This window comes from Rhizobium sp. 01N447_2 (assembly GCF_056399245.1).
This window is the reverse complement of record NZ_JBFTQY010000008.1, coordinates 17691-33725: the sequence shown is the minus strand read 5'-3', so window position 1 is coordinate 33725 and position 16035 is coordinate 17691. Positions and strand designations below refer to the sequence as shown.

14 protein-coding genes are annotated in these 16035 nt (G+C 57.6%); 6 read left to right on the top strand and 8 right to left on the bottom strand.

Features of this window, described 5'->3' with window-relative positions; translation table 11 throughout:
• Nucleotides 1–327: 327 nt before the first annotated feature.
• Nucleotides 328–816, bottom strand: a complete 489-nt coding sequence (locus AC1ECN_RS06665) for a peroxiredoxin family protein (RefSeq protein WP_164592921.1) — start codon at nucleotides 814–816, stop codon at nucleotides 328–330.
• Nucleotides 817–1169: 353 nt separating this feature from the next.
• Entirely contained in the window at nucleotides 1170–2660 is a 1491-nt protein-coding gene (locus tag AC1ECN_RS06660) for an MFS transporter (protein ID WP_246729226.1), read from the bottom strand.
• 481 nt (nucleotides 2661–3141) lie between these two features.
• On the opposite strand from AC1ECN_RS06660, the gene AC1ECN_RS06655 reads away from it, so the two are divergent.
• The 6 genes from AC1ECN_RS06655 (at nucleotide 3142) to AC1ECN_RS06630 (ending at nucleotide 7348) form a co-directional block, all read left to right on the top strand.
• A complete protein-coding gene (locus AC1ECN_RS06655; RefSeq protein WP_477952553.1) occupies nucleotides 3142–3765 on the top strand; it encodes a cytochrome P460 family protein in 624 nt (207 codons plus the stop codon).
• Between the two features lie 50 nt (nucleotides 3766–3815).
• Nucleotides 3816–4445 carry an FMN-dependent NADH-azoreductase gene (locus AC1ECN_RS06650; RefSeq protein ID WP_477952552.1) on the top strand — a complete coding sequence of 210 codons (630 nt, stop codon included), beginning with the start codon at nucleotides 3816–3818 and terminating at the stop codon, nucleotides 4443–4445.
• A 45-nt stretch (nucleotides 4446–4490) separates the two neighbouring features.
• The gene (locus AC1ECN_RS06645) at nucleotides 4491–5408 is read left to right on the top strand and encodes an NADP-dependent oxidoreductase (protein ID WP_164592916.1); all 918 of its coding nucleotides are present in this window, start codon (nucleotides 4491–4493) and stop codon (nucleotides 5406–5408) included.
• Nucleotides 5409–5661: 253 nt separating this feature from the next.
• The gene (locus AC1ECN_RS06640) at nucleotides 5662–6357 is read left to right on the top strand and encodes a glutathione S-transferase N-terminal domain-containing protein (protein WP_477952550.1); all 696 of its coding nucleotides are present in this window, start codon (nucleotides 5662–5664) and stop codon (nucleotides 6355–6357) included.
• A 113-nt stretch (nucleotides 6358–6470) separates the two neighbouring features.
• The gene (locus AC1ECN_RS06635; protein WP_318035472.1) at nucleotides 6471–6875 is read left to right on the top strand and encodes a cupin domain-containing protein; all 405 of its coding nucleotides are present in this window, start codon (nucleotides 6471–6473) and stop codon (nucleotides 6873–6875) included.
• 8 nt (nucleotides 6876–6883) lie between these two features.
• Nucleotides 6884–7348, top strand: coding sequence for a carboxymuconolactone decarboxylase family protein (locus AC1ECN_RS06630; protein ID WP_164592913.1), 465 nt, complete (start codon nucleotides 6884–6886; stop codon nucleotides 7346–7348).
• A gap of 119 nt (nucleotides 7349–7467) precedes the next feature.
• On the opposite strand, the gene AC1ECN_RS06625 is transcribed toward AC1ECN_RS06630, so the two are convergent.
• From AC1ECN_RS06625 to AC1ECN_RS06600, 6 genes are all read right to left on the bottom strand, one after another.
• Entirely contained in the window at nucleotides 7468–8463 is a 996-nt protein-coding gene (locus tag AC1ECN_RS06625; protein WP_164592911.1) for a helix-turn-helix transcriptional regulator, read from the bottom strand.
• A 646-nt stretch (nucleotides 8464–9109) separates the two neighbouring features.
• Nucleotides 9110–12292 carry an efflux RND transporter permease subunit gene (locus AC1ECN_RS06620; protein WP_477952549.1) on the bottom strand — a complete coding sequence of 1061 codons (3183 nt, stop codon included), beginning with the start codon at nucleotides 12290–12292 and terminating at the stop codon, nucleotides 9110–9112.
• On the bottom strand, nucleotides 12289–13482 hold the full coding sequence (locus AC1ECN_RS06615; protein WP_164592907.1) for an efflux RND transporter periplasmic adaptor subunit: 1194 nt from the start codon (nucleotides 13480–13482) through the stop codon (nucleotides 12289–12291). Before AC1ECN_RS06615 ends, AC1ECN_RS06620 begins: the two co-directional genes overlap by 4 nt.
• A gap of 501 nt (nucleotides 13483–13983) precedes the next feature.
• Nucleotides 13984–14454: a pyridoxamine 5'-phosphate oxidase family protein gene (locus AC1ECN_RS06610; protein WP_477952547.1), complete on the bottom strand. Its 471-nt coding sequence runs from the start codon at nucleotides 14452–14454 to the stop codon at nucleotides 13984–13986.
• A gap of 251 nt (nucleotides 14455–14705) precedes the next feature.
• Nucleotides 14706–15155, bottom strand: a complete 450-nt coding sequence (locus AC1ECN_RS06605; RefSeq protein WP_164592903.1) for a GNAT family N-acetyltransferase — start codon at nucleotides 15153–15155, stop codon at nucleotides 14706–14708.
• Between the two features lie 126 nt (nucleotides 15156–15281).
• The gene (locus AC1ECN_RS06600) at nucleotides 15282–15992 is read right to left on the bottom strand and encodes an SDR family NAD(P)-dependent oxidoreductase (protein WP_164592901.1); all 711 of its coding nucleotides are present in this window, start codon (nucleotides 15990–15992) and stop codon (nucleotides 15282–15284) included.
• Nucleotides 15993–16035 lie beyond the last annotated feature (43 nt).

Sequence of the window (16035 nt, the reverse complement as noted above, 5' to 3'; positions counted from 1 at the left end):
CACTCTGACGGCAGCGTCCATCGATTGGAAATGCCGAGTGGCGATGAACTCGATAACATCAAGTTATTGAAACGTTTGAAAGGACTGGCGGCCGATGGGTTCGGACAATGTCCGGAACGCCACGATTCGCCCGTCGTCGGATAAAACCGAATTTGCAGGTGATCTCCGACTTGCCACCGTCCGACCGAGATAAAAGGCGCCATCAAAATTCGTTGCGGCACCGATTGCAATCGTTGGAAAACGTATGGTCAGGAACACCGATGCCCCGCGGTGCGAGGACGGTTATAGGCTGCACCGATCCGGGCTCTGCCTTGTCATCTGTTTCGTTCAACTGGCGAGTGGTCGCAGAGCCTGAATGAGCCCATCGGCTGCGACCAGAAACCCGTCGTAGACGACACAACCATCGGGCGCGATCACAACGAACCACGGCGTTCCCGCGGCACGATATGCCGTCATGATCTCGGGCAAGCCGTGCGCCGAAGCTGAATCAGCGATGGCGTGCCCAAAGGGGACGCAAAGTGCGTACCGCCGTTGATTTTCCCGCAGACAATCGAATGTATTTACTTCCGGTGCCTCAAACACGGTCTGGATTGCGGCCAGGCCAATCCCCTTGCCGCGGAGTTCCTTCGCCAGCGCCGCGAATGTAGGAAAGCCATGTCTATGACAGCTGGCACACCAATCCTGAAAGAAAAACAGTATCTTGAAGTCTTCGCCCAACTCGGCCAAGGTCAATGCGCCGCGTTCGTTGCCATTTTCATCGATCCACCGGACACCCTCCAGCGGCGGGGCAAGCAAGCCCACAATTCCCGTCTCCATAAATCCTCCATTCGCGGACTTCGACATTGTTCCGGGAGCTGTTAATTTTGTAGCCAACGGCTCCCGCGCCTACCAATGAAGATGGAGACTCGATCCGAAAGTGTCCAATACGCTGCGACTATAGGTTCTATTACCAACAAGATGTTCGCGGAGGCCGAGCAGGTGATGTCTATACTTGCACGATCGCAGCGGTGTTCGCGGTTCATGCTTCCAAACTTGATTGTCTTTTCCACCGCGACAAGTCGACGCTTTACCCAGCCTTTTGGTCGAGCGAGGACCCAAACCACTTCCTAGCGCTGTTTGAGACAGGTGACGCTGCCAGCAAATTCGCGGAAATGTCGAATTTGACTGACTTAAACTCCGCCAGAATTCTCTGCGGCTGTAGGGCTTATYGCAGCTATTAAGGCACCGAGGATCGAGGTCACGGCGGCGAGCGCCAGACCGACTGCGTAACCTGACTCGAACGACGCGACGCCGGCGGCAAGTGCTACGCCGGCTAGCTGGGCAATCCGGCTCGCTGCATTGTTGATGCCTGAGGCCAGCCCTTCGTCGGCCTGGTCAACGCTCGAGAGGACGGATGCGGTGAGTGGGGCCACCAGCACGGCGAAGGACAAGCCAAGTAGTGTCATCGGCGCGATCACGCCTAGTATTAGGGGTTCCTTCTGGCCGAGTGCCATCCACACATAAGCGAGCGCCGCTCCAGCAGGTCCCGCAACGATCATGGTACGCGCGCCAAACCTGTCTGCCAATCCACCGAACACACCCGACAGGAGCCCAATGGGTAGTGCAAAGGGTAGGAATGCCAACCCGGCATCGGTCGCCGGCAGTTCGCGTCGGTCTAGGAGATCGAATGGAAGCAAGAAGAACATGATCGAAACCGCCCCATAGATCATCAATGTCGCCACGTTCAGCCCAAGGAAGGCGCGGTTCTTCACCAGCCGAGGTGGCGTCATCGGGTGCTTGCTTTTTTGCTCCCAGAACGCATAAATGACGAGACTGAGAATGCCGAGTCCAGCGACGATCGTGAGCGCTGTACCCGAGTGATTTGAAGCATCAGCCACGGCCTGAACATCATGGGGCCCAATCTGGCTTAGCGCCCAGGCGAGAGCCCCGAGCGCCGAAGCCAGGATCACAGAGCCGATTACATCGAATCTGCGCTGGATGCCGCCATCTTTAGGTGCCGAGATCAGCAGAAGTCCGACGGTTACGACCGCGATCGGCGGGTTGATCCAGAACACGGACGGCCAGCCAAAAGTCTCGGTCAGCCAACCGCCTAGGACAGGGCCCCCCGCGGTGGTGAGTGCTGATGCTGCCGCCCATATGCCGATCGCCCGGTTCCGTTCGGCGTGCGGATAAGTGGCGCCAATCAAGGCGAGGCTGGCCGGGGTGACGATCGCTGCTGAAGCTCCTTGCATGACGCGGGCCGCAATCAGCCAGACCGATGAGGGTGCCATCGCGCAAGCCGCGGACGCCAGACCGAATAGAAGGCAGCCGAGCGCGAGCATACGCGCCTTGCCGTAAACATCAGCGAGAGCACCGCCGATCAATGTCAGCGACGCGAGCGCCAGCACGTACCCGTTGAGAACCCATTGAACTGCGACGAGGTCCACGCCAAGCTCGGAGCGTAACCTCGGCAACACAACGGGCAATGCGGTCGCATCAATGAAGGCCATGGAGGACGCAAGCACGCAGGCCGTGAGCACCATGCCCCGCCGGGACGGTCCTTTCCGACCCAGCTCTTGAGGACAGGGTTCTGCGTTGACAAGACCATGGTTGCATGGCTCTGCAGACCGTTGCGGATCGCGGCTGATGGCTTGCTTTGCCTGATCTATACGATTGGTCATTCGCAGGCTCCTTTGCGACTGTGGATGCTTCTGACGGTGTTCTCACACCGTGGCCCTCTCTGCCCGGCGCGGGAAATTACCTGTCGCTATAGAGTCGATAGACGGTCGTTATAGCCCCTCGCCCCTGCCTATGCCTTCGCGACCCGCACGCCCTGTCTTGATTTAGGAATGTCAGGAGGGCGGTCGTCGCAGTATTCCTTGCTGCTATGGAAACGATAGGAACCCGCTATTGGAAATTTTCGTCTCGGGCTGCGATCAATTGGCAACGCCGCAGGTAACTCGAGCAACGCTATCGGAGACCCGCGATGGCTATCGGCGACCGCGGGAAAGGTATGATCGTGGAGAGAAAAGGTCGATGCCTATCCCTACTGATCGCAGGCGCTGCTTTCAGCGTAATCGCGGTAACCGCGCAATCCGAATCCAGCAGCGCCAACGCGCCGACGAGGGTGCGCTACCTCTCTGGATATACCGCATGGGGCGAATGGCCAACGATCGCCAGGAGCTCCCTAAAACGAGGAGCAATGCCTTGAGGATTATCAGCATATTGCGCGTCGCTTTAACTGGCTTGACCGTGATCGGCGGCGCTACGGCCTATGCGCAGATGAACACCCGTTCGCCCTACGAGGACGCCGCCGCGACGGTCGTCGACAAGACGGGAAATCTGCGCGTGCCTTCCGACTATCGAGCCTCTTATCAGGTGGTGGGTAGTTGGGCAGTAGCGAACGACGAAGGCCCAGGGTCAAAGGAGATGCACGTAGTCTATGCATCTCCCGGAGCCGTTGCCGGCTACCTCAAGGACGGACACTTTCCCGACGGGACCGTCCTCGTAAAGGAAGTGTTTCATACGACAACGCAAGACATGACAACTGGAACCGTAAGTAATGCCGACACCCTCGCCGGTTGGTTTGTCATGGTGAAAGACAACGCTGGTCGATTTCCGGATAACAAGCTTTGGGGCGACGGCTGGGGGTGGTCCTGGTTCGATGCATCCAACCCTCGGAAGACGACATCCACAGACTACACGACAGACTGTCAGTCGTGTCACCAGCCCGCGCAGCAGTCGGACTGGATCTATAGTTTCGGCTACCCGGTTCTCAAACGATAATCAGGAATGGCGCCGATGTGCCATTCCGCCTTTGCTTTTGGAAGCTACGAATGAACATTCTTCATATAGATTGCAGCCCGCGCCCGGATTCACATAGCCGCAAGCTTTCGGCGGCGATCGTTGATAAGGTCCTTGAGGTTTTGCCTGACGCCAGCATCAGCCGGCGCGACCTGGGCGCTCATCCTCTGGCACACGCTGCGCCCGACTACGCGACCACACTCTCGTCGCCTGCCACGTTGGCGGACCCGCTGAAAGGTGTGCTGGACCTTTCTGAAACGCTTATTCACGAAGTCGAGGCCGCCGACGCGATCGTTATCGGAACGCCCATGCACAATTTGACTGTTCCCTCAGTCCTCAAGGCGTGGATCGACCAGATCCTGCGCGCCGGTCGCACCTTCAAATCGACCCCGGCGGGCAAGGTTGGGATGCTCCGGGATCGTCCGGTGTTTGTCGGCATCGCTTCCGGTGGTACCTTCAGCGGCGAAAGAGGCAATCAGCCCGATTTTCTCACTCCGTATCTGTCGACGGTGCTCGGATCCGCCGGGCTGAAAAGCATCCAATTCTTCTCCGTGCAAGCGACGGCGTTCCTCGATCGGGACCAAGCGGCCGTAGCCAGGGAGAAAACGCTTTCGGCGATCGATCTGCGCCGCTTGGAAACGATTGCCTGTCCCGTTGACTGAGCGGCATTTCCGCACCCGAGATGAGTGCACGAGGAGAAAACCAACATGAGAGCAATTGTGGTAATGGATCAGACCGCCGGAACGGCGGGGATGAAGCTGGTGGAGCGGCCCGAGCCACAAGCAGCGATAAACGATGTCGTGGTTGAGGTTCATGCCGCGGGATTCACCTGGGATGAGCTGACCTGGCCCCCGACGTGGACCAATCGCCAAGACCGTGACCGAGCACCATCGATACCTGGGCACGAGTTAGCTGGCGTGGTGACTGCATTGGGCTACGGCACTACGGGTCTGTCCGTAGGACAGCGCGTGTTCGGCCTCACGGATTGGTATCGCGATGGTACCCTCGGTGAGTACATAGCTGTTGAAGCACGCAACCTCGCACCTTTGCCGGGCGACGTTGATTTCACGGTGGGCGCCAGCCTGCCGATGCCCGGCTTGACCGCGTGGCAGGGTCTATTCCAGCACGGTAGGCTCCAGTCAGGGCAGAGCGTGCTTGTGCACGGCGCAGCCGGCGTAGTCGGGTCGATGGTGACCCAGCTCGCGCGGGAAAACGGCGCCTACGTCATCGGTACCGGACGCGCCGCCCACCGTGAGGCCGCGCTCGACTTCGGTGCACAGGAGTTCGTCGATCTCGAGAATGACGCTCTCGAAGACATCGGAGGTGTCGATCTGGTTTTCGACGTTTTCGGCGGCGAGATCGCCAAGCGTTCCGCAGGCGTTATCCGAAAGGGAGGAACGCTCGTGACTATTGCCGGACCGACCGAGGCACGGCCCACGGAAGGTCTTTCGGTTGACTTTGTTGTCGAATCCGATCGTAGCCAACTCGGTGAGATCGTACAGCGGGTGCGTGGCGGACGACTGCGGACGAACATCGGCACTATCGCACCCCTCGACGAAGCCGTCGCCGCCTTCAACGCGCCCGAGCGACGCAGCGGAAAGACGATCATTCGCGTTCGTCCATGAGTGTTTGGGAGGGTGAGAACTGCTCCCCTCCCCACAGACTATCGTTGCAGTTTGGGCCGCCGCAATGGTCGTTACGACATCTAGTTCAGAAATCCGGAATGCGCCCTTCGTGATCAACGATGAGAGGAAGGCGCACCCGAACTACCGGTAGAGCTTATCGAGATAGCCAATATGGGCATATTGCAGCCATATCGGTTTCTGTCTTTGGCGCAAGTTGCGAGCCGGCTCGGCCAAGTCAAGTAGGAGTAAGATATTGACCCTCAATCATCCGATATTCGGCCGCTGGTCAGCGCAGCACCCCGATCGACTGCAACTGTTTTCTCTCGCGACCCCGAATGGGGTGAAAATCAGCATCATGCTCGAGGAGACGGGTCTCGCTTACGAGGCGCACCGGATCGACATCATTGCCAACGAAAGTCACGAGCCCGCCTATCTCGCGATCAATCCGAATGGCAAAATCCCCGCAATCTATGATCCCGATGGCCCCAGCGGCACGCCCCTCGCCTTGTTCGAGTCGGGTGCCATTCTCCTTTATCTCGCCGACAAGACCGGGCAATTTATCTCGGCTGACCCGAACACCCGCTACGAAACCATCCAATGGCTCATGTGGCAGACGGGCGGGGTTGGTCCTATGTTCGGCCAAGTTGGCTTCTTCAACAAGTTCGCCGGCAAAGCCTATGAAGACAAGCGCCCGCGTGACCGCTACGTGAACGAATCGGCGCGGCTGCTCGGTGTGCTCGAGCAACGACTTGCGGACCGCGATTGGGTGATGGGTGCTGATTATAGCATCGCCGATATTTCATTGCTCGGGTGGGTACGCAACCTCATCGGCTTTTACGAGGCGCGCGAGCTCGTTGGTTTCGACCGCTTTCCTCGTGTTCAAGCATGGCTCGAACGTGGGCTGGCCCGTCCAGGGGTGCACCGTGGACTGAAAGTAACAGCAGCCTAGAGGAGAGTGGGGCGCCTAGATGAATCGAACTCCTGGCGACGCTCGGAAGGTCGGTGAGGTGAGGCGGAACAACGAAGCTTGAAAACCAAACTCTTACGCGAAAGGAAACGCTCGTGAACATCCGAACCATCATACTGCCCGGCTGCGCCGCCTTCGCTTTCTCGATGGCCAGTCCCGCCTCCGCAGAAACCGTCACGAAGAACTTCGAAGCTGCTATCCCCAATATTCCCGGCAAATCACTAATTGCCGTCGAGGTCGAATATGCACCTGGTGCGGCGTCCCCATCCCACACCCACGCGAAGTCGGCGTTCATCTATGCCTACGTGATCTCGGGCGCGATCGAGTCTAAGGTCAATGACGGTAAGACCCGCGTTTATCGAGCAGGCGAAAGCTGGTCCGAACAACCGGGAGCGCTCCATTCGATCAGCCGCAACGCAAGTAAGACCAAGCCGGCGAAGCTACTCGCCGTCTTCGTTCTTGATACTAGCGATAAAGCGTTGACCACGCCGGTCAAATAGCGCTCACGGTGGCAAAACTTGACCAACGTCTCGACTATAATCGGATCGCACCGAGTGGCATTAAGGCGTTCGGCAGTGTGTACGGCTATGTCTTGCAGTGCGGCCTACCCGAGGAGCTCGTGGCGGTAGTTTATCTGCGTGTTTCGCAGATAAACAACAGTGCTTATTGGGTCGACATGCATACGCGTGATCTCATTAGGACCGGCGTGCCGATCGATAAACTCGCACTGGTTCAAGCCTGGCGGGAAGGCGGCGACCTTTTCAACGCGGCCGAACGTGCCGCCCTGGCTTGGGCCGAGACGGTAACGCGCGCCGCGGACACCGGTGTGCCGGACGAAGAATATCGGGCGGCTCGCGCGGCGTTTGGCGAAAAGGAACTGGTCGACCTTACGATTGCGATCAGCCTCATGAACGCCTACGATCGCATGGCGATCAGTTTCCGTAATACGCCGCAGGCGACGAGCAAGAAATAATCCAAGCAAGTCATCTTTCGGCGGCGTATCGTGGATCGGGTACCTGGTCCGCTACACATGTGCCTCCCGGATACTTCGGCGTCGTCGTGCGCATCCGGCGCGGAAGACGCCAAGATCTGTTATTCAGCGGCCGTAGCGTCCTCTGCGACATCGTAAATGTCTGAAACACGCTTCGCTTCCGAACGATAGTCTGATGGATCTGTCCCGTAATGCTTGCGGAAGGTTCTCGTGAAGCTGCTGCGGCTTTGATATCCTGCGTGGAGTGCGATTTGCTCGATGGATCCGGCATTTGCGGCCAGCAGGCTGGCCGCATGCCGCATGCGTAGACGCCGCAGCACAGACATGGGTGAGTCGTCAAACGCGGCGGCGAATCTCGCCATGAACGCCGAGCGGCTGAGACCGACCGATCTGCACAGAGATTGAACATTATAGTCGGCCGCCGGGTGAGATGCCATTTCGGCAAATGCTCGTGCAATCGGTGGGTCGTTTAGAAGCGCGAAACGCTCCACCCAGGCGTTTGCCGACGTTAGACTGCGCCGAAGCAGGTTCAACAACACTAATTTGAATAGGGCCGATGCCATCGGTCCCCCGCCGATCTCGCGAACAGCAAGTTCAACCATTGCATATCTCATGAGACGGTCGATTTGGTCATCGGTTTCAAAGGTTTCGACTACCGGCGATGCGAGGGAAGCAAAGAGATCCAACCCCGCACCGTAGACGGCTCGGAAGGAGCCGCACACGAAGGAAAATGCTTTCTCTCCTTCACCGAGCTCGTAGCGAGGCATCGAGCCAGGAGTAAAGGCTTCTTTCGCGATACCGCCGCTGGACCCCCTGCCCCTGGATGATGAACCGGCCGTTACTATGTTGATTGCCCTTTTCGCTGGCGCCACGAGAAGCATATGCGGGACTAGCTCGATTGCTGCTTCCCCTTCGATCGTGATGATCCCGGAGCCAGTGAGGCCATAATGTATTGTCGGCAGGCTGCTTCTCTCGAATCGAGCGGATGTCTTCTCGGCGAACAAGCACTCCGACAGACGGGCCGATGCGACGTCCATCGTGACCATCACCTTGTCGAGATCAACTCGCGATATTCGCCGAAGCGGCTCGTCTACCACGTCTTGAACGCCTCACGGTGCATCAGCTCACGCCGGCTCGAAGGTCGGAAGATTGGGACATCGCTATTTGACACGGTCACTCCGCGACTGCGTTTCGTGAACGGTCATCTGCGCTCCGGCCCGACCAGGCGCTGAGCATTAATATTAGCCATCGCCCTCAACAGGGCAGGCACACAATCGCTCAGCTGGATGGTAAGGAGTAGAGTGGGCGGCCAAATATGTTTTATTCGGCGGAGACATGAATAGGGCTCGGCAAGAGGATTAGATGATCAATCTTGAAATAGTTGAAACATTTTGTCGTATACCTCGCTTGTACACTATCGGTTTTGCAAGGATCTTAACGGCTTCGCGAATTGTTGTGTGCGCCACGAGTTTAAACTGAACTGATAAATAGAGTGCGCCGGTCCGCTGCACGTTGTTCGCAGTCAAGACGCCCCTAGCGGCAAAACCCACGTCGCGGGCATCGCGATACTATCAATGCGCCGCGGCGCGCGTTGGTCGGCCAGTTGGTTATCGAAATGCGTCGAGCGCCGAAGGCATGGCGCCCTCCCCGTGCATGCATCTTTTGATTTCGGAGAAATTTGCGAGCGACAGGGGATTAACTGGCCCGGCGACGTTCTGTCGTCGGGCCTGTTGCATTTTTTGGTCACTCGGCTGCCTGCTGCATATTCTGGAAGTCGTCTTCTTCATGCTTGCGTGGCTTGTATCGCGAGCGGAGTAGTACATAGAAGACCGGTGTTAGGAGGAGACCGAAGAGGGTGACTCCGAGCATTCCGCTGAATACGGCCGTACCAAGCGATTGGCGCATCTCGGCGCCTGGACCCTCGGCCACGGCCAGTGGCAACACGCCGAAGATGAACGCGAAGGCGGTCATGAGGATCGGACGTAGGCGCAAATGGCTTGCCTCGATTGCTGCTTCAACCGCCGTCTTACCTTCATCTTGCGCCTGGCGCGCAAACTCGACGATCAGGATGGCGTTCTTTGCGGCCAGTCCGATCAGCACGACGAAACCGATTTGCGTGAGGACGTTGTTGTCCATACCCCTGGTATAGACGCCGATCAGCGCGCCGAGGACGGCGAGCGGAACGATTAGGATGATCGCAAGCGGAAGCACCCAGCTTTCGTATTGGGCCGCGAGTGCGAGGAAGACGAAGACAACCGACAGCGCGAAGATCCACGTGATACCGCCGCCTGTATGGGTTTCCTGGTAGGCGAGGTCCGTCCATTCAAATGTCGTGCCCGGTGGTAACATTTTGGTGGCCAGTGCTTCCATCTTCTGGATGGCTTCGCCGGTCGAGACGCCAGGAGTAGCGTTGCCCTGCAGTGGTACCGACACATATGTATTGTAGCGCTGGACAAGGGTCGGGCCGCTGGTGTCGCGGATATCGGCAAGTGTGCCGAGTGGCACGAGCGCGCCGGTGGCAGACTTGACCTTGAGGTTCAGCATGTCCTCCTTCTCCATCCTGAACCGCTGGTCGGCCTGCGCGCGCACCTGGTAGACGCGCCCGAAGGCGTTGAAGTCGTTTACATAGGAAATACCGAGGTTGGTCGACAACGTGTCGAAGATGTTTGGAATCGGCACGTTGAGGTACTGGGCCTTGTCACGATCGATGTCGAGATAGAACTCCGGCGTGGACTCCGAGAAGGTCGTAAACACTCCGGACAGACCGGGAGTCTGGTTGGCCGCGACCATCATTCTTCTCGCAACGTCGAGCACCCGCGTCATGCTGGAACTGTCTTGGTCCATGATCTGCATTTTGAAACCGCCAGAGTTGCCGATTCCTCGCACGGGAGGCGGCGGGATCGCGATGACGAAGGCCTCATCGACGCTCTGCAGGTTCTTATAAAGAGATTTGATGATCTTGTTGGCATCGTCGCCCGTTTTCTGGCGTTCGGCAAACGGTTGGAACGATGTAAACACGACGCCGGCATTGGAGGCATTGGTGAATGTCGCTCCGCTGAAGCCTGCGAATTCCACCGCGTCCTTGACGCCCGGAGTCTTCCTGGCGATGTCGGTAACCTTGCGTACGACGGCATCCGTTCTTTCCAGCGAGGATCCTTCCGGAAGCTGGACAACCACGATGGCATAGCCTTGGTCCATCACGGGGATGAACCCGCTTGGAACCTTTGTGCTTATGAACCATGTCGCGCCCAGGAGGCCGACGAAGACAACCATGGCACAGCCGATCCCGATCCGGGACTGGACAATAAGCCGTACGACGGACGAGTAGCCATGGCTGAGTGCATCAAAGCCACGGTTGAAGCCAGTCGCTGCGCCATTTCCGATCCTTGAGAAGATGTTCTGTCTTTCTTTCGCGTGATCGTGTTTCTTTAGGACGACGGCAGCGAGCGCTGGGGATAGTGTCAGCGAGTTCAATGCCGAGATGGCAGTCGCGATTGAGATGGTAACAGCGAACTGCCTGTAGAATTGCCCCGAAATGCCTGGAATGAAGGCCGTCGGCACGAAGACCGCGATTAGAACGAGCGAGATCGCGACGACGGCCGTGCCGACTTCGTTCATCGTAACGTGTGCGGCCCTTCGCGGACTCATGCCCTTTGCTAGGTTACGCTCGACGTTTTCAACCACGACGATCGCATCGTCGACCACGATTCCGATCGCCAGGACAAGACCGAAGAGCGTCAGCATGTTCAGCGACATCCCGAAGGCGGCGAGAAATGCCAGAGTACCAATCAGCGAGACCGGGATGGCGACGATCGGAATGACCGCGGTACGCCATGATTGCAGGAACACGAGGACCACGATGGCGACGAGCACGGCAGCTTCGCCGATCGTTCGATAGACCTCCGAGATGGMGTCGGCGACGAACTCCGTCGGGTCGTAGACGATGCTGTACTCAAGACCCGGAGGAAAGTTTTTCGACAGATCCGCCATCATTGACTTGATCTGTCCGGTGGTCTCCAGCGCGTTTGTGCCGGGTCGGGCGTTAATAACGAGTGCGACGGCGGTTTGGTTGTTCAGATAGCTGTTCGTCACATAATCCTGCGCGCCGAGCTCGACGCGCGCGACGTCCTCCAGCTTCACCAGGCGGCCGTCCGCAGCAGCCTTGACGATCACGTATCGGAACTGGCGAGCGTCGGCGAAGCGGCCATCGGTTCGGACGGTATACTGGAAAGAGTTGCCGGTTTCGGCTGGAGGTGCTCCAATGGACCCACCGGTGACCTGTACGTTCTGTTCCCTGAGTGCATTGACGACATCGGCGGCGGTCATGCCGTAAGCCGACAGTTTCTCGGGATCGAGCCAGACACGCATGGAATATTGACGCTCGCCAAATATCTGGACATCGCCGACCCCATGGAGGCGTACGAGAACGTCACGAATGCGGGTGCGCGCATAGTTGGATGCGTAGAGCTGGTCATAACGCCCGGTCGGGGACAGGATATGCACGACCATCAACAGATCCGGCGAGGTCTTGTCGGTCGTGACGCCGAGACGTTGGACTTCCTGCGGAAGGCGCGGCAGGGCAATGGCGACACGGTTTTGGACGAGCACCTGTGCCTTATCGAGGTCGGTTCCGAGTTTGAAGGTGATTGTCATCGTCATGGCACCGTCGCCACTGGAGTAGGATGACATGTAGAGCATGTCCTCCACGCCGTTCACCTGCTGCTCGATCGGTGTCGATACGGCGTCGGCGATTGTCTGCGGATCCGCACCCGGATAGGACGTACGCACGACGATCGTCGGTGGTGCGATTTCCGGATACTGCGCGACTGGGAGCTGGAAATAAGCAACAGTGCCAACGATGATTAGCAGAATCGAGATAACCGATGCGAAAATCGGCCGATCGACAAAGAAATGTGCGAATCTCATTGGCCTGCCCCCGCCGCGGAAGCCGCTTGCTGCACCCTCTCAGGCACATCGTTTGGGTTCTCCTTAGGTAGCTCTACCGTGATCGGAGCGACCTTCGAGCCCGGCCGGACACGAACCACCCCCCTCACGACGATTTGCTCATCACCGGTCAACCCCGAACGGATGACGCGATAACCATAGAGCTTGGGACCCGGACGAACTGGCTTCGTGGTGACCGTGTTGTCTGGATTCAGCACGTAGACCACGCGTTCGTTCTGATCGGCGGCAATTGCTTCATCGGGAATGAGGATCGCTGTGTAGGAATTCGAACCTTCAATTTGCACACGGCCGAAAAGGCCGGGTTGAAGGACGAAGCCGGGATTGGAAAAGCGGGCGCGCGCGCGGAGCGTGCCGGTGGCCTGATCGACGGTATTCTCTGCGAAATCCAGTGTGCCTGCGAACTTTGTTTCGTCGCGGTCACCGAGGCGCACGTTCACCTTCAGACCACCGCCTCCTTCTTGAAGGACGGTTCCGTTCTTCCGCGCCGTCTCGGCGTAGTTGAGTAAACGGCGTTCGTCGATATCGAAATAAAAGTCGATGGGATCGAGTGCGACGATCGTCGTTAGTTCAGTTTGATCGGTTTGCACAAGGTTGCCGACGGAGATCAGATGGCGGTTGATACGGCCGCTCAGCGGGGCCGTGATCTTGCTATAGGTGAGATCGAGCTGGGCCCGTTCAACACTCGCCTCGGATCCTTTGAGATTTGCCTGCGCGGACTGCAATTCTTTGCGCCGGTCATCGAGTGTCGACACAGTCTGGCTACCCGATTTCACGAGCGAATTCGCCCGCTCGAACTCAGCTTGCGCGTAGGTCAACGTAGACTGGGCGACGGCAAGTTGAGCATTGGCCTCATTATACGCGGTAATGTATGGGCGTTGGTCAATCTCGAAGAGCTCGTCGCCCTCCTTCACCAATTGACCATCCTTGAAGTTGATGCTCTGAAGGTATCCCCCGACCCTGGCGCGAATGGACACCTGCTCGGACGCCTGGAAGCGACCGATAAATTCGTCGTTGTCAACGACCTCTCGCACAACTGGCTTCGCCACGGATACTTGCGGTGGGGGCGGCGATTCCTGGGCCTGTGCCGCCCCGCTGAACAGAGCCGCGCAAACCAGCGGAATAAGTTTCAAAGTTGAATGGCGGAACTGCATCGATTACCTCCGACGCTTTTGATCAGAAACCTGCGGTAAGTGCCGTGGGTCCGGTTGTCTGCTGAAAGCGAATGTTAGTTTGAGATCTAATGCTCGTGGTGGCCTACGAGCTCATGAAGACGATTGGCGCTTACGTCAGAAGCGAGACGGCTCGGGATTTTTCTTGAGTATCCTCATCTTCCAACCTCCTTGCGGGCGAGGAAAAGTAGGATGGCGCAAGGAGACGGTCCAATGACCTGTGGCTATGGAATCGATGCCAGAGACGACGGGAGCAAAATATCGCTTTTCGTAGGACGTCTGCAAATCGGGCAATCCGGGAGGTGAATGGCGTCTATGGGCCGAAAAATGCCTATCGACGTCTCCTCCAGCTTTTCTGGCGTCGAGGACGTGCCGTCGGCCAATTTGGCCATCTTTGCGAGACAAATTGGTTTCAAGAAGAAAGCGCGCCGATGTGTCGGGCACGCTTTCTAGGAGCGCCACGCAAACGCGGCGGGAGTCCCGCTATGCCCCAACGGGTTTCACGGCGTATTTTTGATAATAGGTGTTTCTGATCTCGTCCTGATCTCGAGGCGGCTGAGCAAAGACGTGCGCCGGCGACAGCAAGGGGGTAATCGAGGTCGTCTCGATTTTGACCACGTGATCGACAGGATACTCTGCCCCATTCGCTGACCGGACCCACTCGGCGATCATCAGGTATTCAGCATCGTTCGGCAGCAGTACCAAGGCGTGGCCCGTGAATCGATAACCGCGCCTCTGGAAGATGTCTACGACGTTTATTTCGACGGCAGGGTTGCGTCTCAAGTTCCGTATTGTCTTGGGCGACGCGATATCCGCGAAGTAGAGAACGCCGTTCCTAATCGTCAAGGATGCCTTCGGCGATAGGTTCGGGGTGCCGTCCTCGTTGACCGTCGCAACGAACGACAGTATCGCCTGCTTGATGATCGCCTCCATGTCGGCAGTAATTTCAATCATAGATGTCCTCGTGTGAAGAATTTGAGCGTTCGCTGTTTTTGCGCACTCCATCCGAGAAAGAGGGCGTGGTTGGAACGAAGTTAAAGCAAGCTCGCGTCACGGGAGTCCCAAAGCAGTGTCCAAGGGTCCGCGAATTATCACCATCACGTGAGGCTGAGCTGGTGGCGGACTCGCTTCTATCGTTATCTCCCCGATATCGCGGAGATACGGCGGTGTGCCGCGTGGATCGCGACGTTGGAACTGCACGAGCGTCAGACAAATACTTTTCGGTATTGGATGAAACCTGAACGAACGGCGATACTTTCGTAAAGTTTCATGGCGCTATGGTTGGATTCGTGAGTCGTCCAATACACGCGGGATGCCCCGCGGTGTCTCGCATCAGCATAGACATGTTCGATCAGCGCACGGCCAATACCACTCCCCCGCGCGTCATTGGCAACAAACAGATCCTGAAGATAACAGTGGTCACCCGTCGTCCACGTGGATCGATGGTAGATCGAGTGCACCAGCCCCAGGGCTTGTTCGCCAACCACGGCTAGTGCCGCATGCACCGGCTCGAGCGGGTCTAGGAAGCGCGCCCAAGTCATGAGTGTAACGGATTCTTCGATATCTACTTCATAGAACTGCTGATAGGCTTTCCACAACGGAAGCCAAATATCGAAATCCTCGTTGTCGATGGCTTTGATCTCGACCGGCTGCATAAAATACCCCTGAACTGGAAATGCTTATCTCGAATGCATTGCCTTGACGACGTCTGCAACAAGATCAAGGAGGCCCACTTTATCGCCCGTTTATCCAAGCATTTCCTGACAGATGAGTGACCCGGCTCAGCGGCCGGCGACCAATCCGCCGTCGACGTGCAGGATCTCCCCCGTGATGAACGGTGCCGAGTCGAGAAAGACGATTGCGTCGGCAATATCGCTTGTTTCGCCCATGCGACCAATGGGGTGAAAAGCTCCCAGCACGCCGTGAGTTTCAGGCGCGTGCATCGGCGTCTTAATGATACCTGGCGCGACAGCGTTCACGCGAATGCCTTTCTTCGCATACTCGATCGCCAGCGATTTCGTTGCGGCATTGATGCCACCCTTCGTCATAGCCGCCAAGACCGAATAGATCCCACTGATCGCGGTGGGACCGATGCTGGCCGTCACACTGACCACGTGTCCACTTGAATGCTTCTCCATTTCGGCAATTGCGAGTTGGGTGATGTGATAGAAACCCGCCATGTTCACATTCATGACGGCATCAAAGTCTTCGGAGCTATGTTCGGTGAAAGGCTTTCCTCTGTAGATGCCGGCGTTGTTCACCAGCGTATCGATCCGGCCAAATCGCCCAACGCCTTCGGAAATGACCCGCCGAGCGGTTGCAGGATCACCGATGTCGCCCGCGATGCTGAGGACATTTTCGTCGTCCGACGGCTTGATCGACCGCGAAGTGGCGACAATGCGGTAGTCGAGCTTTCTAAATACCTCCACGACTCCATGGCCGATGCCTTGGGAGGCACCCGTGACAACAACAACCTTGCGTGACTTGTCCAATTAATACACCCCAGGAAACGAAGTTTTCCTAACTTTTGTGGCA

Excerpts from the sequence above, each read along its gene's own strand:
- AC1ECN_RS06665 (WP_164592921.1), bottom strand. The coding sequence starts at position 816 with ATGGAGACGGGAATTGTGGGCTTGCTTGCCCCGCCGCTGGAGGGTGTC.
- AC1ECN_RS06645 (WP_164592916.1), top strand. The coding sequence starts at position 4,491 with ATGAGAGCAATTGTGGTAATGGATCAGACCGCCGGAACGGCGGGGATG.
- AC1ECN_RS06610 (WP_477952547.1), bottom strand. The coding sequence starts at position 14,454 with ATGATTGAAATTACTGCCGACATGGAGGCGATCATCAAGCAGGCGATA.
- AC1ECN_RS06615 (WP_164592907.1), bottom strand. The coding sequence starts at position 13,482 with ATGCAGTTCCGCCATTCAACTTTGAAACTTATTCCGCTGGTTTGCGCG.
- AC1ECN_RS06650 (WP_477952552.1), top strand. The coding sequence starts at position 3,816 with ATGAACATTCTTCATATAGATTGCAGCCCGCGCCCGGATTCACATAGC.
- AC1ECN_RS06605 (WP_164592903.1), bottom strand. The coding sequence starts at position 15,155 with ATGCAGCCGGTCGAGATCAAAGCCATCGACAACGAGGATTTCGATATT.
- AC1ECN_RS06655 (WP_477952553.1), top strand. The coding sequence starts at position 3,142 with ATGGCCAACGATCGCCAGGAGCTCCCTAAAACGAGGAGCAATGCCTTG.